At 58.1% G+C, this 22,955-nt stretch carries 22 protein-coding genes; 12 read left to right on the plus strand and 10 right to left on the minus strand.

The window, feature by feature from the left end:
• Nucleotides 1-440: 440 nt before the first annotated feature.
• The 7 genes from H8B20_RS03360 (at nucleotide 441) to H8B20_RS03390 (ending at nucleotide 3,788) form a co-directional block, all read left to right on the plus strand.
• Complete coding sequence (locus tag H8B20_RS03360; protein ID WP_210622338.1) at nucleotides 441-1,136, plus strand: response regulator transcription factor; 696 nt, start codon at nucleotides 441-443, stop codon at nucleotides 1,134-1,136.
• A gap of 195 nt (nucleotides 1,137-1,331) precedes the next feature.
• A complete protein-coding gene (locus H8B20_RS03365; protein WP_210622339.1) occupies nucleotides 1,332-1,652 on the plus strand; it encodes a YbjQ family protein in 321 nt (106 codons plus the stop codon).
• A gap of 163 nt (nucleotides 1,653-1,815) precedes the next feature.
• Nucleotides 1,816-2,004, plus strand: coding sequence for a hypothetical protein (locus H8B20_RS03370; protein WP_150595639.1), 189 nt, complete (start codon nucleotides 1,816-1,818; stop codon nucleotides 2,002-2,004).
• Nucleotides 2,005-2,329: 325 nt separating this feature from the next.
• On the plus strand, nucleotides 2,330-2,701 hold the full coding sequence (locus H8B20_RS03375; protein ID WP_042558471.1) for a glycine zipper domain-containing protein: 372 nt from the start codon (nucleotides 2,330-2,332) through the stop codon (nucleotides 2,699-2,701).
• A gap of 137 nt (nucleotides 2,702-2,838) precedes the next feature.
• Nucleotides 2,839-3,261: a YMGG-like glycine zipper-containing protein gene (locus H8B20_RS03380; protein ID WP_115148196.1), complete on the plus strand. Its 423-nt coding sequence runs from the start codon at nucleotides 2,839-2,841 to the stop codon at nucleotides 3,259-3,261.
• A gap of 123 nt (nucleotides 3,262-3,384) precedes the next feature.
• Nucleotides 3,385-3,555: a hypothetical protein gene (locus H8B20_RS03385; RefSeq protein WP_164488108.1), complete on the plus strand. Its 171-nt coding sequence runs from the start codon at nucleotides 3,385-3,387 to the stop codon at nucleotides 3,553-3,555.
• The gene (locus tag H8B20_RS03390) at nucleotides 3,552-3,788 is read left to right on the plus strand and encodes a hypothetical protein (RefSeq protein ID WP_210622340.1); all 237 of its coding nucleotides are present in this window, start codon (nucleotides 3,552-3,554) and stop codon (nucleotides 3,786-3,788) included. The genes H8B20_RS03385 and H8B20_RS03390 overlap by 4 nt, the downstream gene beginning before the upstream one ends.
• A gap of 11 nt (nucleotides 3,789-3,799) precedes the next feature.
• Here the strand turns inward: H8B20_RS03390 and H8B20_RS03395 are convergent, their stop codons facing one another.
• Both H8B20_RS03395 and H8B20_RS28180 read right to left on the minus strand, forming a co-directional pair.
• Nucleotides 3,800-4,174: a hypothetical protein gene (locus H8B20_RS03395; protein WP_210622341.1), complete on the minus strand. Its 375-nt coding sequence runs from the start codon at nucleotides 4,172-4,174 to the stop codon at nucleotides 3,800-3,802.
• On the minus strand, nucleotides 4,167-8,954 hold the full coding sequence (locus H8B20_RS28180; RefSeq protein WP_210622342.1) for an RHS repeat-associated core domain-containing protein: 4,788 nt from the start codon (nucleotides 8,952-8,954) through the stop codon (nucleotides 4,167-4,169). The genes H8B20_RS03395 and H8B20_RS28180 overlap by 8 nt, the downstream gene beginning before the upstream one ends.
• Before the next feature lie 245 nt (nucleotides 8,955-9,199).
• On the opposite strand from H8B20_RS28180, the gene H8B20_RS03405 reads away from it, so the two are divergent.
• Entirely contained in the window at nucleotides 9,200-9,895 is a 696-nt protein-coding gene (locus H8B20_RS03405) for an HAD-IA family hydrolase (protein WP_210622343.1), read from the plus strand.
• A gap of 84 nt (nucleotides 9,896-9,979) precedes the next feature.
• On the opposite strand, the gene H8B20_RS03410 is transcribed toward H8B20_RS03405, so the two are convergent.
• A complete protein-coding gene (locus H8B20_RS03410; RefSeq protein ID WP_210622344.1) occupies nucleotides 9,980-10,726 on the minus strand; it encodes a 3-oxoacyl-ACP reductase family protein in 747 nt (248 codons plus the stop codon).
• A gap of 127 nt (nucleotides 10,727-10,853) precedes the next feature.
• Here H8B20_RS03410 and H8B20_RS03415 point away from each other — a divergent pair, with 127 nt between their 5' ends.
• Nucleotides 10,854-11,780 (plus strand): LysR family transcriptional regulator, encoded by a 927-nt coding sequence (locus H8B20_RS03415; RefSeq protein WP_042562009.1) that lies wholly within the window; start codon nucleotides 10,854-10,856, stop codon nucleotides 11,778-11,780.
• Nucleotides 11,781-11,911: 131 nt separating this feature from the next.
• On the opposite strand, the gene H8B20_RS03420 is transcribed toward H8B20_RS03415, so the two are convergent.
• The 3 genes from H8B20_RS03420 to H8B20_RS03430 all read right to left on the minus strand — a co-directional run bounded on the left by H8B20_RS03420 (nucleotide 11,912) and on the right by H8B20_RS03430 (nucleotide 15,452).
• Nucleotides 11,912-12,640 carry an aspartate/glutamate racemase family protein gene (locus H8B20_RS03420; protein WP_042558479.1) on the minus strand — a complete coding sequence of 243 codons (729 nt, stop codon included), beginning with the start codon at nucleotides 12,638-12,640 and terminating at the stop codon, nucleotides 11,912-11,914.
• 53 nt (nucleotides 12,641-12,693) lie between these two features.
• Nucleotides 12,694-14,232 carry an NCS1 family nucleobase:cation symporter-1 gene (locus H8B20_RS03425; RefSeq protein ID WP_210622345.1) on the minus strand — a complete coding sequence of 513 codons (1,539 nt, stop codon included), beginning with the start codon at nucleotides 14,230-14,232 and terminating at the stop codon, nucleotides 12,694-12,696.
• Between the two features lie 485 nt (nucleotides 14,233-14,717).
• Nucleotides 14,718-15,452: a phosphoadenylyl-sulfate reductase gene (locus H8B20_RS03430; RefSeq protein ID WP_042558481.1), complete on the minus strand. Its 735-nt coding sequence runs from the start codon at nucleotides 15,450-15,452 to the stop codon at nucleotides 14,718-14,720.
• A gap of 163 nt (nucleotides 15,453-15,615) precedes the next feature.
• Between H8B20_RS03430 and thrH the strand changes: the two genes are divergently transcribed.
• Nucleotides 15,616-16,233 (plus strand): bifunctional phosphoserine phosphatase/homoserine phosphotransferase ThrH, encoded by a 618-nt coding sequence (gene thrH, locus H8B20_RS03435; RefSeq protein ID WP_042558482.1) that lies wholly within the window; start codon nucleotides 15,616-15,618, stop codon nucleotides 16,231-16,233.
• A gap of 86 nt (nucleotides 16,234-16,319) precedes the next feature.
• On the opposite strand, the gene pabB is transcribed toward thrH, so the two are convergent.
• The 4 genes from pabB to rloA all read right to left on the minus strand — a co-directional run bounded on the left by pabB (nucleotide 16,320) and on the right by rloA (nucleotide 20,975).
• Entirely contained in the window at nucleotides 16,320-17,663 is a 1,344-nt protein-coding gene (pabB, locus tag H8B20_RS03440; RefSeq protein WP_200610588.1) for an aminodeoxychorismate synthase component I, read from the minus strand.
• 248 nt (nucleotides 17,664-17,911) lie between these two features.
• Nucleotides 17,912-18,898, minus strand: coding sequence for an alpha-L-glutamate ligase-like protein (locus H8B20_RS03445; RefSeq protein ID WP_210622346.1), 987 nt, complete (start codon nucleotides 18,896-18,898; stop codon nucleotides 17,912-17,914).
• Nucleotides 18,898-20,433 (minus strand): osmotic stress tolerance membrane protein RloB, encoded by a 1,536-nt coding sequence (gene rloB, locus H8B20_RS03450; protein ID WP_042558486.1) that lies wholly within the window; start codon nucleotides 20,431-20,433, stop codon nucleotides 18,898-18,900. The genes H8B20_RS03445 and rloB overlap by 1 nt, the downstream gene beginning before the upstream one ends.
• Before the next feature lie 5 nt (nucleotides 20,434-20,438).
• Nucleotides 20,439-20,975: a retropepsin-like aspartic peptidase RloA gene (gene rloA / locus H8B20_RS03455; protein ID WP_016983749.1), complete on the minus strand. Its 537-nt coding sequence runs from the start codon at nucleotides 20,973-20,975 to the stop codon at nucleotides 20,439-20,441.
• A 291-nt stretch (nucleotides 20,976-21,266) separates the two neighbouring features.
• Between rloA and H8B20_RS03460 the strand changes: the two genes are divergently transcribed.
• Nucleotides 21,267-21,989, plus strand: a complete 723-nt coding sequence (locus H8B20_RS03460) for a GntR family transcriptional regulator (RefSeq protein WP_181818557.1) — start codon at nucleotides 21,267-21,269, stop codon at nucleotides 21,987-21,989.
• Nucleotides 21,986-22,876 carry a methylisocitrate lyase gene (prpB, locus tag H8B20_RS03465; protein ID WP_042558488.1) on the plus strand — a complete coding sequence of 297 codons (891 nt, stop codon included), beginning with the start codon at nucleotides 21,986-21,988 and terminating at the stop codon, nucleotides 22,874-22,876. Before H8B20_RS03460 ends, prpB begins: the two co-directional genes overlap by 4 nt.
• The last annotated feature ends 79 nt before the right edge of the window (nucleotides 22,877-22,955 follow it).

The raw sequence follows: 22,955 nt of genomic DNA on the forward strand, positions 1-22,955 counted from the left end.
AGCCACTGGCCAGGCGAATAAAAAAAAAGAAATATTCAAGGCCGTTCAGTTCCGTTGAGAGCGCTGGTCATCAGGAGGGATTCCAAGTGAATCCGTGGGGCTCATAGTATGAATCTAGCAAGCCTGCGCGGCCTTGTCCCGCGTTGCTCGACGCGGATAACGCTGGTCGCGGTGTATCGGGAGGAAACCAGATTGTCCCAAAGGTGAGGTAGCGAATAGCAGCGTCGATTACACCCTTTGCCGTTGCGTATACCCGGTCCGCTGATGTCTGCCTCTTTTCTCCGGCAATTGTGCGCAAATGGGAAATATTTCGTCGTAATCGGCGCTATAGGCAGAACTGCCGACGATTTATTTCATCTCGGTCTTAGGATATGGTGCTCCGAGTCTCGCAGAGTTGTAGGAATTGTCTGATGGCTTTTGCCGGTGTTTTGGAGTCCTGAATGAAGTGGTCGGTCGTTTCACCCTTGCGAATAGTGCTGCTTGACGATCACACGTTGATCCGTGAAGCCTTGGAAATACGATTATCCATGGAGTCGGATTTCAAGGTGACAGGGATCTATTCAGGAAGTCCTGAGCTACTTGATGCACTGCGCACTCAGCAGGTGGATGTGCTGGTTCTTGATTATCAACTGAGCGATGGGGAACTGGATGGTTTGCGATTGATCCAGTTGCTGCGCAATCACTATCCAGAGATGCGAATTCTGATTTTCTCCTCCATTGAGCGACTGGCGACCGTCAATATGGCCATTCGCGCGGGGGCTAATGGTTTTTTCGGCAAGTCTCAGCCGACTGAAGAGTTGGTACGGGCGATTCGGGTAGTGGCCTTGGACCGCTTGTACCTTTCGCCGGCCATGTCTGCTGAAATGGATTCGACACCTCAAACAGCTCTGGCGACAACAGGTCAGGACAGTCCCGTCGAGGGTGCCGATACGCTCGTTGACTACCCAGCCTTGTCGCCGAAAGAACGTGAAGTGCTACGCTGCTGCCTGGAGGGAATGTCTGTTTCTCAAATTGCCGATAAATTCTTGCGCAGTCGCAAAACCATCAGTGGGCAGAAACAGGCCGCGATGCGTAAGTTGAATGTGCGCACCGACACCGAGCTGTTCAAGCTGCACCTGGATCTTAAGAATATCTGAGCCGGGTGCCTGGACAGCCTCGCAATACCCGGCGCTTTCTACAGACGAGATGTTCCCCAAATACGCCAAACCCCTGATTTGAAATAAGTCGGGGGTTTTTGGTTCTGGGATTTTCCCGGAGCGTGTGAAGTGATCGGCTGATTCTGGTTTGAGCATTACAATCGCGGTTTTATTGCCAGTAAAAGGACGACGTTCATGATCATCTCCACCACTCACGCCATCGAAGGCCGGCAGATCACCGCGTATCTGGACATCGTCAGTGCCGAGTCGGTGCAAGGCGTCAATGTGATCCGTGACATGTTCGCCGGTATGCGCGACTTTTTTGGGGGGCGGTCGCAAACGCTGGAGAGAGCATTGAAAGAAGCTCGCATTCAGGCCACGGACGAGATCAAGGAACGAGCGCGTGCCTTGCAGGCAGATGCGGTGGTCGGACTGGATTTCCAGATCAGCATGCCGGCGGGCAAGGGCGGCATGGTTGTGGTGTTCGTGACGGGTACAGCGGTGAAGTTGCGCTGAGCGAACCGCCGCGGCGTTGAATGTTTGTAGGCCATTCGTCGGGCGTCGGCCGATCTGAATAACAAGTCCAGTAATGACCGGCTAGTCTCAAAATTCTGAGGGGCCGATACTTTTCAGGCGAGATGGTTTTGCCGGTGTCGACCTGTTATGAAGGGGAGATGGCATGACTCAACCGTATATCGAAGACGATGGCGCTGAATTTTCCTTCAACAACTGCGTACGCTGCGGACAGAGCGAGTACCAGTCGGGCTTTGGCGAAGACACGATTCAGAACGCCAAGATCAAATCCGCAGCGCCGAAAGGGCCGAAGGCGAAATTTCTTCCCAAGGTGATGGCCCGGGCCAGAAAATAAGCTTTCTCGACATGACCCCGTCATTGAACGGGGTTTTTTTACGTCTGATCGCTGACCGCCGATACATTCTCAAGATGGTCTAAAGAAGTGCTTTTTTTTCACAAACTTTTCACGTAGTCCGGATTAAGGTGAAGCCATCCGTTAGAAAGCAACTCTCCAGCCCGTCTCCCCAGCGGGCTTTTTTTTGCCTGCCGTAAAACCTTTTCCAGAATCGCGGTCAAATCGGCGCCAAGTGCTCGCTGTGCTTTGGTTCCGTCTGGACGTTTGCCCTTTGGCGACATCCAATCCCGGCCCTTTTTGTCTTCTCTGTTTTTGAGGTTTCGTCATGCGTTTAACTCTCCCTGCTTTGGTTCTTGGCCTCTTCTTTGTTCAAGGAGCAATGGCTGCCGGCGATGGCACTGCGGCATTGGGCGGTGGACTGGGCGGCGCGCTGGGGAATGTAGTCGGTCAGAAAATGGGCGGCAGCACCGGTGCCGCGATCGGCGCGGGCGTAGCAGGCGCAGCGGGCAGTGCGGTGGCGGCACGCAAGGGCAGTCGGACCAAAGCGGCCATTGGCGGCGGTGTCGGCGCGGCCGGCGGTTCGGTGATCGGCAACAGCCTCGGTGGCCGAAATGGTGCGACTATCGGTGCGGGCTTGGGCGGTGCAGCTGGCGGTGCGGTGGGCAGCAACCTGTCCAAAGGCCACAAGCGTCACTGAGATTGATTGCCTGTCAGAAAAAGCCTGACTTGATGTCGGGCTTTTCCGTTGCTGAACGTTTCTCCCGCTAACGCCTCCAATAGCTTATAAGCCCTTGTACGGGCGGACTGTCCCGCTTCGGGAACTGTGAGGTTCAAATGCGATTGTCATTATCTGCACTGTTTTTCGGATTGCTGGTTGCTCAAGGCGCGATGGCTGCTGGCGACGGCACTGCCGCCGTCGGTGGTGGCTTGGGTGGTGCGTTGGGCAACGTGGTTGGCGGACAACTTGGTGGTAGCACTGGCGCTGCGGTGGGTGCAGGTTTGGGCGGCGCGGCGGGCAGTGCGGTTGGGGCGGATAAACGCAGTCGCACGGAAGCCGCTATTGGCGGCGGCCTCGGCGCCGCCGGCGGATCAGTGGTCGGCAATAGCCTGGGCGGCTCAACCGGTTCGGCCATCGGTGCAGGCTTGGGTGGCGCGGCAGGTGGTGCTGTCGGCAACAACCTGGGTGACGATGGCGGTAAGTCTCATTCCGGTGGTGGTCATAAACACAAGAACAAGCATAAGAACAAACATCGTTGATTGATGTTTAAACAGAAACCCGGCCTTGCGCCGGGTTTTTCGTTTCTGCTCATCGGACTCGGGAACGATTGGCGGCAGGTTGTCTCGAACGTCATACACTCCCCCGAAATCCCGAGGTATGCCATGACTCCCGAAACTGAAGGCAAGGAAGAAAAAGGTTCAAGCGGGCTGCCGTTCATCAACGATCCGGGGAATGAAGATCCGGGGTCGGTTATGGACGATGCGACGGTGCCGTTGAATGATTCGGATGATGCACTGGATGGTGAGTATGACGAGGAGGAGGATGAGCAGTGACCGAATGTTCGTTGGATGAACGTGTTGGCAGCGTGAAATCCGAATCTTCAGGGCCTGTGTTTTTCAGGCCCTTTGAGAGGTGTGAGATGAGTGGTGAGTTGAAGAGCGATGAGGTCGATGACACGCCTGAATATCCGTTGCCTTCGCCTACGGATCCGTTGGGGCGAGATGATTTGCCGCTGGAGGATGAGGGGGCCGATGAATCAGGTGAAGACCGCACTAAAGATGATTGAATCTTTTTTCATCAGAACGACACGTCAATTCTTTCCGCTGTTATTTTCACGAACTGTTCGTTGAGGTGTGGGTAATCGTAGTGAAGCCCCTGATCCGAAAACTCAACAAATGATTTGAAGATATCTCCTTCTAATCGGCCATGAATTTCACACGAAAAACCATTGCCGAGCATCTCGATGCGTTCTTCTTCATTCTCTAGCTTCGAGATGGCTAACTCTTCGGGTAAAACCATTTCCAACTCGACTTCATAAGTTTTTCCTACGTCAAAGACAAAAGGGCAGTAGCTTGCAAAGCCTCTGAATGTCACACCGTTCACGCGAAGTACGATCAGGTCTTCGACGTACGGGTCGATTTCAATAACATGCGCAAGGTATTTTTTAGTCATCCGCGGGACTCACTGTTTTGTCTTTTCCGTCGCCATTTATCGTTCGCCAGAACTCTTTTCCACTTTTTGCATGAAACGTTGTAATTTCATTGTTTTGGTTTGTACCCACAAAAGCGAATTTTGCCTCTCCCTTCCGATTGTTTCCCATAAGTTGTAGATAGCCAGACCGGGTTTCCCCCTTGTATTCATATTCGATACGTGTGCCCTGACTCACTACCTCTCTGGCGATATTTAGATATTGTTCTTTGCTCACGGCCTTGAACTCTGCACCATGCTTTTCATAATGACCAACAAGTTTTTCTTCACTTCCGAAATCTTGAGGGCGAGATTTCGGCTTTGGGAGCTCTGGGTTAGCTTCCTCCACAACCGAATCACTTGTCGCACCCGGCACCTTACAACCCGGCTTACCCGGCGGAGGACAGTTAGAACTCAACCCCAACGGATCCACCCACCCCGTCGGATTCGGCACGTACTGGTACTGATTCAACCCACCCGCCAACTTGATCGGGTCCGGCGTCAGATACCGCCCAAGCCTTGGGTCGTAGTACCGATGCCGGTTGTAGTGCAGCCCGCTTTCCGCGTCGAAGTACTGCCCCTGAAACCGCAGCGGTTGATCCAGGTATTCCTTGCCGGCCAGGGTGATTGCGGCGACTTTGCCGTAGGCGTCGTATTGCGCCGACCAGACGATTTCACCGCTGTAGTCGGTGAGTTCTTGGGGGGTGCCGAGGTGGTCGAGTTGGTAGTAGAACGGGCAGGCCTTTCTTGGGCCTTTGCCGTCGAGCAGTGCCAGCGGGCGGAAGGTGCCGGGTTCGTAGACATAGCTGCGGTGCTGGGTTTTGCTGCTTTCGGCGACGAGCTGGTCGCCTTGCCAGAAGAACTCGGTTTTTTCGCCGTCGACGGTTTTGCTGATCCGCCGGCCGAAGGCGTCGTACTGGTAGGTCGCGGTTTTGCCGTCGGGGCGGGTCAGGCCGATGAGGCGATGCTGGCAGTCGTAGCGGTATTCGGTGACCAGTTTCTGCGCGGTGCCGCGGCGTTCACGGATCAGGTTGCCGAAGGCGTCGTAGTCGTAGTGGCGATCGCCCTGCATCAGCAGGCGGTTGCCCTTGATGTGTGTCGGGCCGGGGCGCTCCTGCATGAGCAGGTTGCCGGCCGGGTCATGGGCGAAGGATTCCGGCAGTTCGTCGCGTGAGTGGCGCACCCGGATCAGGCGGTCGAGAGCGTCGTAGCCGTAGGTGCGTTGGCCGTGACGGGTGTCGGCGATGTGCTCCAGATTGCCGTTGGCGCTGTAGGCATAATCGCGGCGGTACAGCGAATCGTGCTGATGGCCTACGGCGTGGGCGAGCAGTCGGCCCTGATCGTCGTAGGCATATTCGCTGAGCAGCAGGCCTTGCTGACGTTGTTGTTCGCGGCCCGACTGATAGACGTGTTGCGTCAGCGGCGCGCCATTGAGGTGGATGGCGGTCAGTGCGCCGCCCTTGGCGTACTGATAATCGAGCTTGCTGTTGTCCGGCAGGCGCATGCGTTTGAGCTGGCCGCAGGCGTCGTAGGCATAACGCAGCGTGCCCCAGCCCTGATGCTCGGTGATCAGCCGGTCCTGCAGGTCGTATTCGAAGGCCAACGGATGTTTCTGGCCGTCGTCGACGCCAGTCAGCCGACCGAGGCGGTCGTACTGATAGATAACCTTGCCCCCGTCAGGCAAGGTCTTGATCAGCAAGCGCCCGGCCGCATCGCGCTCGTAGCCCGTGACCAACACCGAGCCGTCATCGCCGAATTCGGTCTTTTCCAGCAGATGACCCTTGAGGTCGTAGGCGTAGGCCGTACGCCGCCCGTCGAAGCCGGTTTCCTGTCGGATCAGTCCGGTCGGCGTGTAGTCCAGTCGGTACTTTTCGCCGGACTCGTTCTCGATTTCGGTGAGCAGCAGTTGCGCATGGTCGTAGCGGTACTGCACCCGCGTGCCGTCGGGGTTGATCCGACGCGAGACCAGGTGCAGGTCGTCGTCATACTCGAAACGGGTGATGCGCCCGAGCTCGTCGCGTTCGGCGGTGACCTGGTTGTAGGCGCCATAACTGTAGGCGCGAGTGGCCCCCGTAGGAGAAGTCGTCTGGACCAGTCGGCCAACAGCGTCCCAATGCTGACGCGTGACCGCACCGTGTTCATCAGCAGTGGTAGTCCTGCGCCCCAGTGCATCGTAGGAAAAGCGCCGCACACCGCCATCGGGCAGGGTTTCTTCAACTAGCTGACCAAGGGTGTTCCAGACAAACACGTGCCGACTGGTGTCCGGGTAACGGATCGACAGCAGCTGCCCGCGAGCGTCGTAGTGGTAATGCGTGACCTGACCATCAGGATCGACCGCCTCAGTGACATCGCCCTGAGCATTGCGTCGGTAGGTCCATACCGCGTCGCCACGGGAACGGCTGTGCAGGAAACCGTTGCGGTACTCGTAGGACGTTGGCACATCGTCCGGCGGAAGCAGCGCGATCAGCCGTCCGGCATCGTCGTAGCGGTATTCGGTGACGGCGCCTAAGGGATCCTGCTCGGCGACCAAGCGGCCCGAACCGTCGTAGGCCTTGAGGTGTTCGCCGCCATCGGCCTCGACCTTGCGCACCAGTCGTGCGCGGTCATCGTGGACGTAGGTTTCTTCGGTGCCATCGACGTAATGCACGACGACACTGCCGTCGTCATGCCAGACGTAGCGCGTGTCCATCTGCGAGAACGACGCCCAGTGCCTGACGCAACGCGCCGATTTCCCTGACCGCTCCCACTCCCAGAAGAAACTCGCGCCGCCCGTGAGTTGGCGCTGGAGGATGACGTGCTGATCGTCGTAGTCGTAACACTCGCTGTCGCCAACTGCATTGGTCGCCTCGACCAGACGCTGATAGGCGTCGTAGCGGTAGCTGACGAGGATTTGCTCAGTCGTCCATTCATCCTGCTGAAACGACTGATAGTCGACGGCCACCAAATGCTGGCGGTCATAACGCAACAACAACGCCCGACCCGCACCATTGTCCAGACGCTGAACCCGATCCTGCCGATCCCGAACAATGCGCAGACGATTGCCATACGCATCGCTGATTGCTGTCAGCCGCCCGGCCCGAAAGTGATAAAACCGTGCCGCTTCCCCCGCCAGCGCGAGGATCAGTTCTTCCGGTTCATCCCCGAGAAAAATCGCCGCCCGCGACAGACTGTTATGAATCGCCGGGCGCTCAACACTCGGCAACGGGAACCGCGTACGCCGGTTTTCATGATCAACCCAAACAACACAGTCGCCATCGAACTCCAGCCGATGCGCCAGCGAATGACTCCAGCCAAACCCCAGCCCGACATCGATCTCGGCGGCACTGGTGCGATACAGCCTTGTGAACTCAAAAGGCAGCAGCCCATCGAGCACGCCATCGCTCAGGGTCAGTAGTTCTTCGCCGGTAACCATCGACACCGGGCAGCCGTTGGTACAGGTCTGCGGCACGCAATCGGCGCTGTTGCCGTTGGGGTTTTTTGCCTGGTCCGGCGCGTCATCGTGAGGCTCATGACGCTCCATCCGGCTCATGCCATGCGACTTGTCCCGTGCGAGTGGGGCCGGATTCGCCACCGTCAAAATCACGGAATCGGCCTGCCGAATGTTCAGCGGAATCGACGGCGTCGGTTTCAGCTCAACGTCACGCACATTGAGCACCAGCGGTTTCAAAACGCCGGCATGGCGAGTCAAATCAGGCGAGGAATTCAGTTCAGCCAGGCGCAAAGCAGAAGCTGCCAGCCATTCCCGCGCGCGCGGCGATTTGATTTTCGCCAGCACTTTGCTGCTCAACCGCAGCTGCAAGCCAATGCCGCCAGAAACGCGCATCAACAGGAAACTGATCAACAACTCGACACGGACTTCTGCGACCACTTCCGCCAGGTATTGCGGCGGCAGCATCTTCAGCCAACCGGTGAACGCCGCCAGATGAATGAACAAAAGCGGCTCGTCGCTGAGCATCAACAGGCCGTTGGCAATCGCTTCGTGGGAAGCCTGCAGCAAAGCGTCCAGCTCAATGTCGCTCAGGTAATCCAGAAGCTTTTCGCTGTTGGCCTGCAAGTCGGCGAGCAGGGCGAATAGTTGTTTGATGTCATCCCAGACGCCTTGCAAGGCCTTTTCGAAGCCGCGCCAATCGGCCTGTTGCAGTTGACCGAAGCGCTCGAGAAATCCGGCGCTGGAAAACTCCGTCCAAAGCGGCTGAAACCCTGCCCATTCACCGCGTAACCAGTCTTCCAGGCCACTGATGACACTTTCATAAGAGGCATACAGCGCCCGGACATGCCGGGTGGAAACATCAGGAAAGAAGGTGATGCGATAACGCTGGCCCCGGTCGCAATCACTCAACTCCAGAATGCCGCTCGGGCCGATTTCATAATGTTGCGGTTCGCCGAAGGTCAAAACGCCGCCGACGTCGGCAATCACCGGCTCGAGTGTCAGCGGGGTGTTGCCGATCGGTACAAAGCGAGCGGCTTCGAACATGTGCACCAAGGTCAAGGGGCCGCTGGCCGGACACATCAACACTGAAGAACTGATGGGTTTACGGCTGTTGACGGGCGCGCTGAGGTTGACGTCGTTGCCGACTTTGAACACCTGCTCGATATCCAGCGCCGAGCCCATCCAGAACTGTTCGGCCCAGGCTTCGTAATTGTTCAGGCACAGGCGAAACTCCCGGATCAGGGTTTCGAAGTCCGGGTGCTCGGGATTAAGGGCGGCAACCACCAGCAGGCCGATGCTGTTGTTCAGGGGCAGAAGCCGATCGGGTGGAAGCATTCGCAGTCACTCGCGCATGTGAAAAAGGTGCGCGGACTTTGCGGGGGATCAAAAAGGAAAGAAGTCGGGAAGGTAGGCAATATCTGTAGGGAGTTTCGTTATTTACCTGCGAGTAGTTCATCGCCTCAACAAACATTGCCCGTTGCTCAATGTCGGCTGTGCTCGTTATGCTGCTGAACCCATTAATCAGATCCGAGCAGCGGCGCTACCCGCCGCCTGGGCTGTCTTTGATAACGGATCCGATGATGAATGCACCGCTGAAGGCGTTCGGCCCGATCAAGGCCGTGATTTTCGATATGGACGGTTTGCTGCTGGACACCGAAGGCATTTACACCGAGGTCACCTCGATGATTGCCGAGCGTTACGGGCGCACCTTCGACTGGAGCGTCAAGCAAAACATCATTGGCCGCGGTGCCAACGATCTGGCGAACTATGTGGTGCAAGCGCTGGATCTGCCGATCACTGCCGAAGAGTTTCTGGTCATTCGCGAACCGTTGATGCGCGAGCGTTTCCCCACCGCGCAGGCGATGCCGGGCGCCGAAGAGCTGATTCGTCACCTCAAGGCCCACAATATTCCAATCGCCGTGGGCACCAGTTCGTCACGACAGTCGTTCGGTCAGAAAACCACGTTGCACCGCGAGTGGTTTGCGCTGTTCGATTTCATTGTCACGGCGGACGATCCTGAAGTCGGCGCAGCCAAGCCCGCGCCGGATATATTCCTCACCGCGGCGCGGCGTCTGGGTGTCGCGCCTGAAGATTGTCTGGTGTTCGAGGATTCCCCATTTGGGGTGACCGCGGCGAAAGCGGCGGGCATGACGGCCATCGCCATTCCCGACGCGGCCATGGCCGATGAAAAATACGCACACGCCGACGGGATTCTCCGGTCGTTGAAAGGGTTTATCCCGAGCGCCTGTGGTCTGCCGGCACTGGAATGGACCTGATCGAGCGATAACCCGATCAACCAAAAAACGCCGCCCCTCTGTTAAAGAAGGGGCGGCGTTTTTCGTACAGTCGACTGAGAAATATCAGGCGCCGAAACCACCGTCGATGGTCAGGCTGGCACCGGTGATGTAGCCGGCTTCCGGTCCCGCCAGGTAGGCGACGAAGCTGGCGATTTCTTCGGCTTTACCGTAGCGACCCACTGCCATCAGGGGGATCAGGCTATCAGCGAAGTCACCGTGCGCCGGGTTCATGTCGGTGTCGACCGGGCCGGGCTGCACGTTGTTGATGGTGATGCCACGCGGGCCCAGGTCGCGTGCCAGGCCTTTGGTCAGACCGACCAGTGCCGATTTGCTCATCGCATACACACCGCCACCGGCGAAGGGCATGCGATCGGCGTTGGTGCTGCCGATGTTGATGATGCGTGCGCCTTCGCCCATGTGCTTGGCCGCTTCCTGCGAGGCGATGAATACGCTGCGCACGTTGATGGCCAGGGTCTGGTCGAAATCTTCCAGGGTGAAGTCTTCCAGCGGCGCGACGGCCAGTACGCCAGCGTTGTTGACCAGAATGTCCAGACGTCCAAAGGCTTCGACCGTGGCGCTGACGGCATGGCGGATGGCAGTTGCGTCAGCGCTGTCGGCTTTGATCGCCAGGGCTTTGCCACCGTTGGCGGTGATGCTGTTCTGCAACTCTTCAGCCTTGGCGGTGGAGCTGACGTAAGTGAAGGCTACTGCAGCGCCTTCAGCGGCCAGGCGTTTGACGATGGCGGCGCCGATACCGCGGGAACCGCCTTGAATCAGAGCGACTTTGCCGCCGAGGTGTTGAGTGGTCATGTTCGATCTCCAGACTATTCAAGGCGGGACTGCCTTGTTGTTGGAGCCGAGTATCGACCTCTGATCCACAACCGTGTAGCCCATGATTGCTATAGTCTGTGTAAACCATAAGTTTATAGTGGCGATCATGGAAACGTTCAGCAGTATTGAATGCTTTGTGCGCAGCGCTGAAGTCGGCAGCTTCGCCGAAGCGGCAAGGCGCTTGAGCCTGACCCCGGCGGCGGTCGGTAAAAGTGTCGCGAAACTTGAGACGAGGCTGGGCGTGCGGTTGTTCCAGCGCAGCACCCGCAGCTTGGCCCTGACCGAGGCGGGCCAGCTGTTTTTGAGTCAGGTCAGTGCCAGTCTGACCACGATCCAGAACGCGGTGGCTAATCTGGCCAGTGTCGAAGGTCTGCCAGCGGGAACGTTGAAAGTCAGTATGGGCACCGTGTTCGGGCGTTTGTACGTCGTGCCGTTGCTGGAAGCGTTTTTACGTCGGTTTCCGGCGATCAACCCTGACTGGCATTTTGATAACCGTCAGGTCGATCTAATCGGGCAGGGGTTCGATGCAGCGATTGGCGGAGGATTTGAATTGCCCCAAGGCGTCGTCGCACGCAAATTGGCACCCGCGCATCGAGTGTTGGTGGCGTCTGCTGACTATCTGCAAAAGCACGAAGCGATCGTCGAGCCGGACGACCTGCAATATCACGATGGCATTCTGATTCGGTCGCCACAAACCGGTCGAGTGCGCTCTTGGCAATTGATCAGTAGTGGCAGTCAGCTCTGTCGAGCCTTGACCCTCAAGACGCGAATGACCATGAGCGATTCGGAGGCTGCCTGCGCCACGGCTGCGCAAGGCCTGGGGATTGCACTGGTGAGCATGCCGTTCGCGGTGGGGTATCTGGAGGCAGGCACGTTGCAGCGGGTGTTGCCGGAGTGGTTCGTCGATGACGGCAACATTTCCATCTACTACGCCGAGCATAAATTGTTGCCGGGCAAGACTCGGGCGTTTGTCGATTTTGTGATTGAGCAGTTTGTAGAGCAGGGCTTGGCTCGGCGGTTCAGTGCTTTTTGAGCAAGGCCTGGGGCCGGGTTGCCCCCTTCGCGAGCAGGCTCGCTCCCACAGATTTTGCATCGGACCACATATTTGTAACCAACACTGATCCTGTGGGAGCGAGCCTGCTCGCGAATAAGTCGACTCGGTTCTCAGCGTGCAAACCGCCCCGGCCAGCCAATAATCGTTTTCGGCCGCGGCGTTGCATACGTCCGCACCTTGGACGTCGACAACCGCAACCGCACCAGCGATTCCGCAATCGTCACCGCCGCCGTGACCCCATCCACCACCGGCACGCCCGTGCGCCGGCGAATCTGCTCATCAAGCCCGGCCATACCACCGCAACCCAGGCAGATTACCTCGGCCTTGTCCTGCGTCACCGCCAGTTCAGCCTGATGGACGATGGCTTCCAGCGCCCGTTGCGGTTCGTGTTCCAGCTCCAGAACGGCCAGGCCACTGGCCCGCACCGATGCGCAGCGATCCCACAGCCCGGACAGTTTCAGTCGATCCTCGATCAACGGCACGGTGCGATCCAGCGTGGTCACCACCGAATAGGCATGGCCGAGAAACATCGCGGTGCTGGCCGCCGCATCGGTGATGTCCACCACCGGCACGTTGAGCAATTCCTGCAAACCTTCGCGACCGTGTTCGCCGTAACCGGCCTGAATCACCGCGTCGAACGGTTGGTCGTAGGCCATCACCCGGTCCATCACGGCGATGGCCGCCAGATAGCTTTCGAAGTTGCCTTCAATCGAGTCGGCGCCGAAGTAGGGTGTCAGGCCGACGATTTCCGTACCGGGTGACGCGACAGCCTGCGCCGAGCGGGCGATGGCATCGGTGATGGATTCGGTGGTGTTGACGTTGACCACGAGAATGCGCATGGGGAGTCCTTATAGCGGGCAGTTTGCGGCCCGAAGTCCGGGCCGCGAGGGAGTTAATGGCAGACGTTGTCGACAGCGATGCATTCGCCGCTGACGTCGGCGTAGTCCGGCTGGCGTTTGGCGATGATCAGATAGAGCATCCCGGCGATCCCGGCACCAATCAGCCAGGAGAACGGCGAAACACTGTGGAAACCCGGTACCAGCGCCAGGACGATGGCAATCAGCGCGGCGGGAATAAACGCCGCCACTGCACGGAAATTGACGCCGTGGCTGTAGTAATAAGCGCCGTTGGGATCCTCGCTGTAGAGCTGCGGGACATTGATCCGGCCTTTGCGGATCAGCCAGTAGTCGACCATGATCACGCCGTACAACGGCCCGAGCAGGGCGCCGAGACCGGAGAGGAAATACACGATCACCAACGGACTGTTGTAGAGATTCCACGGCAGGATCAACACGGCGATGGCCGCGCTGATCAGCCCGGCGCGGCGGAAGGTCAAGTACTTCGGCGCCAGGTTACTGAGCACGAACGCCGGGGCGACGAAGTTGGCCATGATGTTCACCGCCACCGTGACGATCAGGAAGGCCAGGCAACCGAGAACCAGAAAGAAGGTATTGGGAATCGAGGCGATGATTTCTGTCGGGCTTTCTATGATCCGGCCGTTGATCTGAAACTGCGCGCCACACAGCAGGACGGTAATCGCGGCGAATACCAGAATGTTTACCGGCAAACCCCAGAAATTTCCTACCTTGATGGTCTTCCGGCACGGCGAGGAGCGGGCGAAGTCGCAGAAATTGAGGATCAGCGTGCCGTAGATCGCCAGCCACAACGCGCCCCCGGCAAAGATGTTGCGCCACATCTCGCCTCCGGTGAGCGGGTCGCGAGTCGACCAGGCAATGGTCGCGTTGGCCTGCGTGTACATCCAGGCGGCGAGGGCCGCGACGGTCACCAGAATCACCGGTCCGGCAAACGCTTCATAGCGGCGCACCATTTCCATGCCGTAGGCGAGAATCGCCAGTTGCACGAGCCAGATCACCACGAAACACACCCAACCCAACGTCGACAGTCCGAGGATCGAATTGTGGTCGTACTCGGCGAATCCGGGATGAACCGCCGTGAGCAAAACGCGAAACACCACTGACGCCAGATAGGTCTGAATACCGAACCAGGCGATGGCGATAACAGCCCGGATCAACGCAGGAATTTGCGCCCCGTGGATACCGAAACTGATCCGGCTGATGACCGGAAACGGCACACCGGTTTTCTGCCCCATGTAACCGGACAGGTTCATGAAGAAATACACCAGCGCTGCGCCGATCCCCAGCGACAACAGAATCTGCCAGCCTCCCAGGCCCAAGGCATACAGGCCAATGGCGAACGAGTAGTTGGCGATGTTGTGCACGTCGTTGGTCCAGAGGGCGAAGATGCTGTACTTGCCCCAGCGTCGACCCTCGGCCTTGGTCGGTGCCAGGTCGCTGTTGTGCAAGCGGGGGCTCAGTTGCAGCGATTCGACCAGTCCGTCGTGGGGGGAGGGGTGATCGAGTGCAGAGGCGGGCAGATTCAGCGCGATGTTATTCGAGAGACTTGTACGCATTCCGGCAGGCTCCTGATGTTCAAGGCCGCGATGACTGTGCATAAGCCGTGAGGCTCGACAAATCTTCGTCGCGGCAGTGAAACCATCACAGGTTAGGGGCATCTGCAGCCTGTACGGGATAGGGCGCTTCAGGCTTGCGGATCGAAAGTGTGTTTATGTTTTGCATTTTTGTATACAAAACATGCATGCACTAAAGCCAGATTTGTGCCAGTTACTCATCTATGAAACGAATCGCTCATTTCGAAAAGTTATGGAGAATTCTTAAGTTATTGAAAATATTTGATTAAAAATTGACCGGTCGAACAGGTATTTATTTTTTTGAGGAATTTTGGCGGACGCCAGAGAGAAGGAGGGGGTGGAGGGCGTGTAACTTTTCAGGGCGAAGAAACAAAAAAGTGCACACATAAATGGCACCGATGGTGACATTCGTGTGTACACGTTTTTATTGGGGCGACGCAGACTTGTGTGGGAGCTAGCCTGCAGAATCACGCCTTGCTGATGATGTTTCCCGCGTGCAACCCGCATTCCTTCTGGGTTGCTTCTTCCCACCACCAGCGGCCTTCGCGCTCGTGCTGGTTGGGCAAGACAGGGCGGGTGCAAGGTTCGCAACCGATGCTGATAAAACCGCGTTCATGCAGGCTGTTGTACGGCAGCTCGAGCATGCGGATGTAGCCCCAAATCTCTTCGCTGGTCATCTGTGCCAGCGGGTTGAATTTGTACAGGGTGCGTTCCGGTGTCGAGAATGCGCTGTCGATTTCCATTACCGCAACGGCACTGCGCGTGCCCGGACTCTGGTCGCGGCGCTGGCCGGTGGCCCAGGCTTTGACGTTGGAGAGTTTGCGTCGCAGCGGCTCGATCTTGCGGATCCCGCAGCATTCGCCATGGCCGTCCTTGTAGAAACTGAACAGGCCTTTTTCCTTCACGAACGGTTCCAGTTTCGTGTAATCCGGCGAGACGATTTCGATGTCGATCTTGTAGTGCTCGCGCACTTGCTCGATGAAGCGATAGGTTTCCGGGTGCAGGCGGCCGGTATCGAGGCTGAACACTTTGACGTTCTTGTTCAGCTTCCAGGCCATGTCCACCAGCACCACATCCTCGGCGCCGCTGAAAGATATCCACAACTCATCGCCGAACTCGGCGAACGCGAGTTTCAGGATGTCCTGAGCGGATTTGTTGGCATAGGTCGTGGCGAGTTCCACGACATCGAACGTTGGGCTCATCAGGGCGGCTTCCTACAGGTCGGTGGCGCTGGGCGCTCTATATGGCGGCGATGGTAACAAAAAGCTGCGTCGGTTGGCGCGTGCTGTGCGTTGCACGGCTGTGGTGGAGCCGCTAGAGTTCGGCGTCGCTCGACTCAATAATCAATACAAACGGGAGTGTCTTGTGGAAATTGCTTGCCTGGATCTTGAAGGGGTGTTGGTGCCGGAAATCTGGATCGCTTTCGCCGAAAAAACCGGAATCGAATCCCTCAAGGCTACCACCCGGGACATTCCCGATTACGACGTATTGATGAAGCAGCGTCTGCGCATCCTCGATGAACACGGCCTGAAGCTCTCGGACATTCAGGAAGTGATCGCCACGCTGAAGCCGCTGGACGGCGCGGTGGAATTCGTAAACTGGCTGCGCGAGCGCTTTCAGGTGGTGATTCTGTCGGACACCTTCTACGAATTCTCCCAGCCTTTGATGCGCCAGTTGGGATTCCCGACGTTGCTTTGCCATCGCCTGATTACGGATGAAACCGGTCGGGTGACCAGCTATCAGTTGCGTCAGAAGGATCCCAAACGTCAGTCGGTGCTGGCCTTCAAGAGCCTGTATTACCGGGTGATTGCGGCGGGTGATTCGTACAACGACACGACGATGCTGGGCGAGGCGGATGCGGGGATTCTGTTTCATGCGCCGGACAATGTGATCCGCGAGTTTCCGCAGTTTCCGGCGGTGCACACGTTTGCTGAGCTGAAACAGGAATTCCTCAAGGCCTCGAATCGCGACCTGAGTTTGTAGTCGTCTGGAAAGACGTTTTCGCGAGCAGGCTCGCTCCCACATGTGCAATGCATTCCATTGTGGGAGCGAGCCTGCTCGCGAAGCTTTTAGAGATTTTGCAGGGTTTGAAGGAGGATTTTAACTTTGGTAATCGACTCCTGATATTCAGCTTGCCAGTGCGAATCGGCAACAATCCCGCCGCCCCCCCAGCAGCACACCTGCCCATCCTTGACCAACAGACTGCGAATCGCGATGGAGCTGTCCATCTCGCCGCGCACGTCTAGATACAGTAACGAGCCGCAATACAAGCCGCGCCGGGTGGGCTCCAGTTCGTCGATGATCTGCATCGCGCGAATCTTCGGCGCGCCGGTGATCGAGCCGCCGGGGAAGCTGCCGGCGATCAGGTCTAACGCGTCGCGATCCTGCGCCAGTTCACCGGTCACGCTGCTGACCAGATGATGGACGTTGGGATAGCTCTCCAGACTGAACAACTCCGGCACCCGCACCGAACCGATGCGACAGGTGCGCCCCAGATCGTTGCGCAGCAGATCGACGATCATCAGGTTTTCCGCGCGATCCTTGGGGCTAGCCAGCAGTTCGGCGGCATTGGCGGCGTCTTCGGCCGGCGTCAGGCCGCGTGGGCGGGTGCCTTTGATCGGACGGGTTTCCACCTGACCCTGACTGACTTTGACGAAGCGTTCTGGCGACAGGCTTAACACCGCTCCACCGTCCGGCAAGCTCTGGAACCCGGAAAACGGCGTCGGGCAGGCTTCGCGCAGGGCGCAATAGGCCAGCCATGGATCGCCCTGGCAGGTAGCGCGGAAGCGCTGGGCGAAGTTGACCTGATAGCAGTCACCGGCCTGAATGTAATGCTGGATGCGTTCGAAGGCCTGGCGGTAATCGTCAGCCGAAAGGTCGGCGCTCATCGGATTGTTCAGTTTGAACGGGGCCAGCGAGTCAGCAGGCAGTTGAGTGAACAACGCGATCAGGCGCTGCTTTTCGCTGTCGACGATGGATGGGTGGAAAACCAATTGGCTGGTGGCGGTCTGGTGATCGCTGATCAGCGCCCAGGCATACAGGCCAAATCGTGCGTCGGGCAATTGCAGATCGTCCCGCGCCTGACTTGGCAGGTGTTCCAGATGTCGACCGAAGTCGTAGCTCAGGTAACCGATCAGACCGCCCGCGAACGGCAACTCGAGGCCCACTGGCAAATCAGCCTCACCCAAACGGTTCAGGTTATCGCGCAGACGTTGCAGGAAAAGGCTGCCGCTTTCGTCCGGCATTACGGCCAGTTGTTCCAGCGGCCAGGCGCTGAGCAAGTCATACCGGCCACGCTCGGCACTCGGCCGACCGCTGTCGAGCAGCACAGCGCCGGGGGCGTTGCGGATTGCCGCAAAGTAGTCAGCGGGATTGGCGCGGTAGGGCAGCGGGTGTACGGAACAGGTCAACATGGGCGGGGCAGATCGGCCGTTGAAGCGGGGTGGGGATTGTAGTCCTCTCGGCGGCCAGTTCAAAGTCAAAAGCCTACCCCCTCACCCCTCCAAGGGGGCGAGGGGGAAAGGGAGTAGATCTTCAAACTTTTCAAGGCCTGAATTCGACTCGATAGATCAGATCGATGTACTTCGAACATCCACCTCGGTCAGCCCCCTCTCCCTCTGGGAGAGGGTTGGGGTGAGGGGCTTTTCAGCTCTTAAGCGGCTCAGCCCTCTACCGCAGGAATATGCCCAAACATTTCCTGAGTAAACGCCACCCGCTCTTCAACCGATTCAGTCACGCCACGTGCCTTGAGCTCCTCCAGTCGCGCTTCCACCGCATGGGTACGCAACGTCAGACCGCAATCATTGGCGATCTGGATATTCAGCCCCGGCCGCGCATTCAGCTCAAGAATCAGCGGGCCCTTTTCCTGATCCAGCACCATGTCCACGCCGATGTAACCCAGACCACACAGCTCATAACAACCGGCAGCGAGTTTCATGAAACCGTCCCAGTAGGGCAGTTGCACGCCATCCACTGCGTTGGTGGTGTCCGGGTGTTTGGTGATGATGTTGTTCAGCCAGGTGCCGCGCAGGGTCAGGCCTGTGGCCAGATCAACGCCGACGCCAATGGCGCCCTGGTGCAGGTTGGCCTTGCCGCCGGATTGACGGGTCGGCAGGCGCAACATCGCCATTACCGGATACCCCATCAACACAATGATGCGGATGTCCGGCACGCCTTCATAACTGATGCTTTTGAAGATCTGGTCCGGGGTCACGCGGTATTCGATCAGCGCGCGATCACGGTGGCCGCCAAGGGAATACAGGCCAGTGAGGATGCTCGAGATGTGATGCTCAAGCTCTTCGTGGGCAATGATCTTGCCCGAGACCGTGCGATAGCGACCCTCGAAGCGGTCGGCCACCACGATGATGCCGTCACCGCCGGCGCCTTGGGCCGGTTTGATCACGAAGTCGCTATGCCCGTCGATGATCTCGCCGAGCTTGTCGATTTCCTTCTCGGTGGAAATCACGCCATACAACTCCGGCACGTGAATGCCGGCCTTGATCGCGCGTTCCTTGGTGATGATCTTGTCATCGACGATCGGGTACAGACTGCGCTTGTTGTACTTGAGCACGTAATCGGCGTTACGCCGATTGATGCCCATGATGCCCCGGGCTTCCAGGGCCTTCCAGGTCTTCCAGAAACCGAACATCAGCTGTCAGCCTTCTTCAGGAACGCCTTGAAACGCACCAGTTCGGTCAGGCGGTAACCGCGATAACGACCCATCGCCAGCATGAAGCCCACCAGAATAAGCAGGATCGCCGGGAAGGTGAACACAAAGTAGATCAGCTCGGGCACGGTCATGATCAAGTGCGCCAGGGACGCTGCGAACAAGGTGCCGATCGCGACTTTCATCGCATGGCTGGCACCGCGTTCTTCCCAGGTGATCGACAGGCGTTCGATGGTCATGGTCAGAATCACCATCGGGAACAGCGCCACCGACAGACCCCGCTCCAGACCCAGTTTATGGCTGAACAGGCTGATCGCCGCGATCAACACCACGACAAACGTCAGCACCACCGACAGTCGCGGCAGCATTTGCAGCTTCAGGTGTTCCAGATACGAGCGTAACGACAGGCCCAGCGCGGTAATCACGGTAAACAGCAGGATGCCGAAGCCTAATTGCGTTTCACGGAAGGCGAGGGCGATCAGCACCGGGGTAAACGTGCCGAGGGTCTGCAAGCCGATCAGGTTGCGCAGGATCAGGATCACCAGCACGCCGATCGGGATCATTACCATGATCATGAACGTCTGCTGGGTTTGCAGCGGCAGGCCGTAGAGCGAGTATTCGAGGAAGTTGGCGTCAGTGTTTTCGTCGGTCAGCTTGGCCAGACGAATCGCGTTCATCTCGCTGTTGTTCAGGCTGAAGGTCACGTTGGCTTTCTTGCCGCCGTCGACGGTGATCAGGTTTTCATCGCCGGTCCACCACAGCAGGCGGTCGGTCGGCAGGCCCTGTTCGCCGGTTTCCGGATTGAAGTACAGCCAGTCGGTGCCGTTGAAGCTGCGCAGCCACAGTTCAGGCGTTTGCGGCTGATCGGCGACGAGGCGGATGGTGTGGACTTTTTCCACCGGGACGTGGGCGATGGACAGCAGCAGCTCGACGATTTTGGCTTTGTGCGGCGTCGATGGATCACCAGCCAGGAGCAGTTTCACGTTGTCGTCGTTGACGTTATTAACGCGCTTGATCGCTTCGCCGATGAAGGTTTCAACGTCGGCCGAGTGCTGACGAATCGGTGCTAGCAGCGATTCGGCGGCGATTTTTTCCGGACCTTCGATGACCATGCTGTCGCGGAAGGTCGGGCCTTTGGTCTTGGTTTTTTCTGCGGTGTAGCGTTTGGTCAGCACCAGACGGTAATAAAGGGTCTGATTACCCTTGGCGCGTCGCGCCGACCAGGTCACTTTGCGGTTGCCGTCGACGCGGTTCACCGACACGCCGTAGTTATTGGAGATGAAGCTCTCGTTGAGGCTGACGTAATCGCGGCTCAGCGGCGGCACGAACATCTGGATCTTCACCGGGTCTTTGGTGCTGGCGACGAACTCGACTTTGGCGTCGATGTTCCACAAGTCGTCGGTGGCGTCTTCGGTCACCGGGATGCCGAGTACGAAAATCTGATAGGCCGTAACCGAAACGCCCAGGAGCACCAGAATGGTGATCAGGATTTTCAGGTGGAAGGTTAGAGAACGCATGGAAATTACTCGGCGGTATGAGCGGCGATGGTGCAAGCGGGTTTGCCTGCAGCGTATTTAAGACTGGGATCGACCAGTGCGTCGAAGCGTTTCAGCGCTTCGGAACCGATCAAAAGCGGATATTGGAACGCACTTCGGTCGGTCAGGTTCACTTCGATGCTGCGCATTGCCGAACCCATGCAAATATCCAGCTCGATCACCGGGCGCGCGGTGTACTTTTTGCCTTCTTCCGGATCGTAGTCGCCGGCCCGGCGTTTGATCTTGCTGACTCGGGCCAGCGGGCGCTCGATAGGATGCGAATGCGCGGCGTCGATCGCCAGGTAGAAACGTACCCAGGATTCACCATTGCGTTTGAAGCGTTTTATGTCGCGGGCACTCAGCGAGGCGGTTTTTGCGCCGGTGTCGAGTTTGGCCGCGACTTCCAGATTGATGCCGTCAAGCGAAGCATATTCGTTGAGGCCGTACACAGTTTTTTCCCCCGCGGCGGCAAGGCCAGGCAGGCAAAACAGGGCGAAGAATGTGGGAAAAGGCTTGAGTCTCATAAATCCTGGTGCGCAGCGTTCCGTTTTCGGTTCAGGTGCCTGGCAGAACTTGCGCAGGTCCCTTCGTGTGCCTTTCAGCTTTTTATGACAAGCCGTACAAATGGCCAGCAAATGCGGGCGGCATTCTAGCACGGTGGTTTTATGGCGCCAGCGCCCGAGGGGGTCTATAACCCTTGGGCCTCTTGAGGGGTGTTATTAGACGATTGTCGACAATGTCTATTTTTCCTTTGACTGATGCGGTCGGATTGGCTAGTTTTTGCCGCATTGGATTTAAAGGTGTCGACAATCATGCTGGATCAACTCGATCCCCCGGTCATCAGCGGCGACGATTCCGAGACGCTGTCGGAAAACGTCTTTCGACGCATTCAGGCGGCTATCGTCAGAGGCGAGATTGCTCCGGGTAGCAAGATCTCCGAGCCTGAGCTGGCACGCACCTATGGCATCAGCCGTGGGCCGCTGCGTGAGGCGATCCACCGTCTTGAAGGTCAGCGCCTGCTGGTGCGTGTGCCGCACGTCGGCGCGCGAGTGGTATCGCTGAGCCATGCCGAATTGCTGGAACTCTACGAAATCCGTGAATCCCTCGAAGGCATGGCGTGCCGTCTGGCGGCTGAACGCATGAGCGTCGAAGAAATCGATGAGCTGCGTCGGGTGCTGGAAACCCACGAGCGCGATGCGGCGTTTCAGGCCGGGGTCGGCTACTACCAGCAGGAAGGCGATTTCGACTTCCACTACCGCATCATTCAGGGCAGCGGCAATCGCACGCTGACGCAGATGCTCTGCGGCGAGCTCTATCAACTGGTGCGCATGTACCGCATCCAGTTTTCGACCACGCCGAACCGCCCGCGCCAGGCCTTCGCCGAACACCACAGGATTCTCGATGCCATCGCCGACCGTGATGGCGAACTCGCGGAATTGTTGATGCGCCGCCACATCGGCGCCTCGAAACGCAACATCGCCCGTCATTACCAGGACGGCGCCCACAATAAGACAGCCACTGAACGAGGTGAGTCATGAGTTCCAACCCGAACACTCCAGGCCAGCGTTTCCGCGATGCGGTCGCCAGCGAGCACCCTTTGCAGGTGGTCGGTGCGATCAACGCCAACCACGCGCTGCTGGCCAAACGTGCCGGTTTCAAGGCGATCTACCTGTCCGGTGGCGGGGTGGCCGCAGGGTCTCTCGGCGTGCCGGATCTGGGCATCACCGGTCTGGATGACGTGCTCACCGACGTACGGCGCATCACCGACGTCTGCGATCTGCCGCTGCTGGTGGATGTCGACACCGGTTTCGGTTCTTCGGCCTTCAACGTGGCGCGCACCGTCAAATCGATGATCAAGTTCGGCGCGGCGGCGATTCACATCGAGGACCAGGTCGGCGCCAAGCGCTGCGGCCATCGTCCGAATAAAGAGATCGTCAGCCAGCAGGAAATGGTCGACCGCATCAAGGCTGCCGTCGATGCCCGTACCGACGACAGCTTCGTGATCATGGCGCGTACTGATGCGCTGGCCGTTGAAGGTCTGGAGTCTGCTCTGGATCGCGCCGCGGCGTGCATCGAGGCTGGCGCCGACATGATCTTCCCGGAAGCCATCACAGAACTAGAAATGTACAAGCTGTTCGCCAGCCGCGTGAAAGCCCCGATTCTGGCCAACATCACCGAGTTCGGCGCAACGCCGCTGTATACCACCGAACAACTGGCCGGCGCCGATGTGTCGCTGGTGCTGTATCCGCTGTCGGCGTTCCGCGCGATGAACAAGGCTGCGGAAAATGTCTACACCGCGATCCGCCGCGACGGCACGCAGCAAAATGTCATCGACACCATGCAGACTCGCATGGAGCTTTACGATCGCATCGATTACCACACGTTCGAGCAGAAGCTCGATGCGTTGTTTGCGGCGAAAAAATGAAGATCAAAAGATCGCAGCCTCGTTTCACTCGACAGCTCCTACATGGATCTCTGTAGGAGCTGCCGCAGGCTGCGATCTT

Source organism: Pseudomonas sp. P42 (genome assembly GCF_017973755.1).
Lineage (GTDB): Bacteria > Pseudomonadota > Gammaproteobacteria > Pseudomonadales > Pseudomonadaceae > Aquipseudomonas > Aquipseudomonas iridis.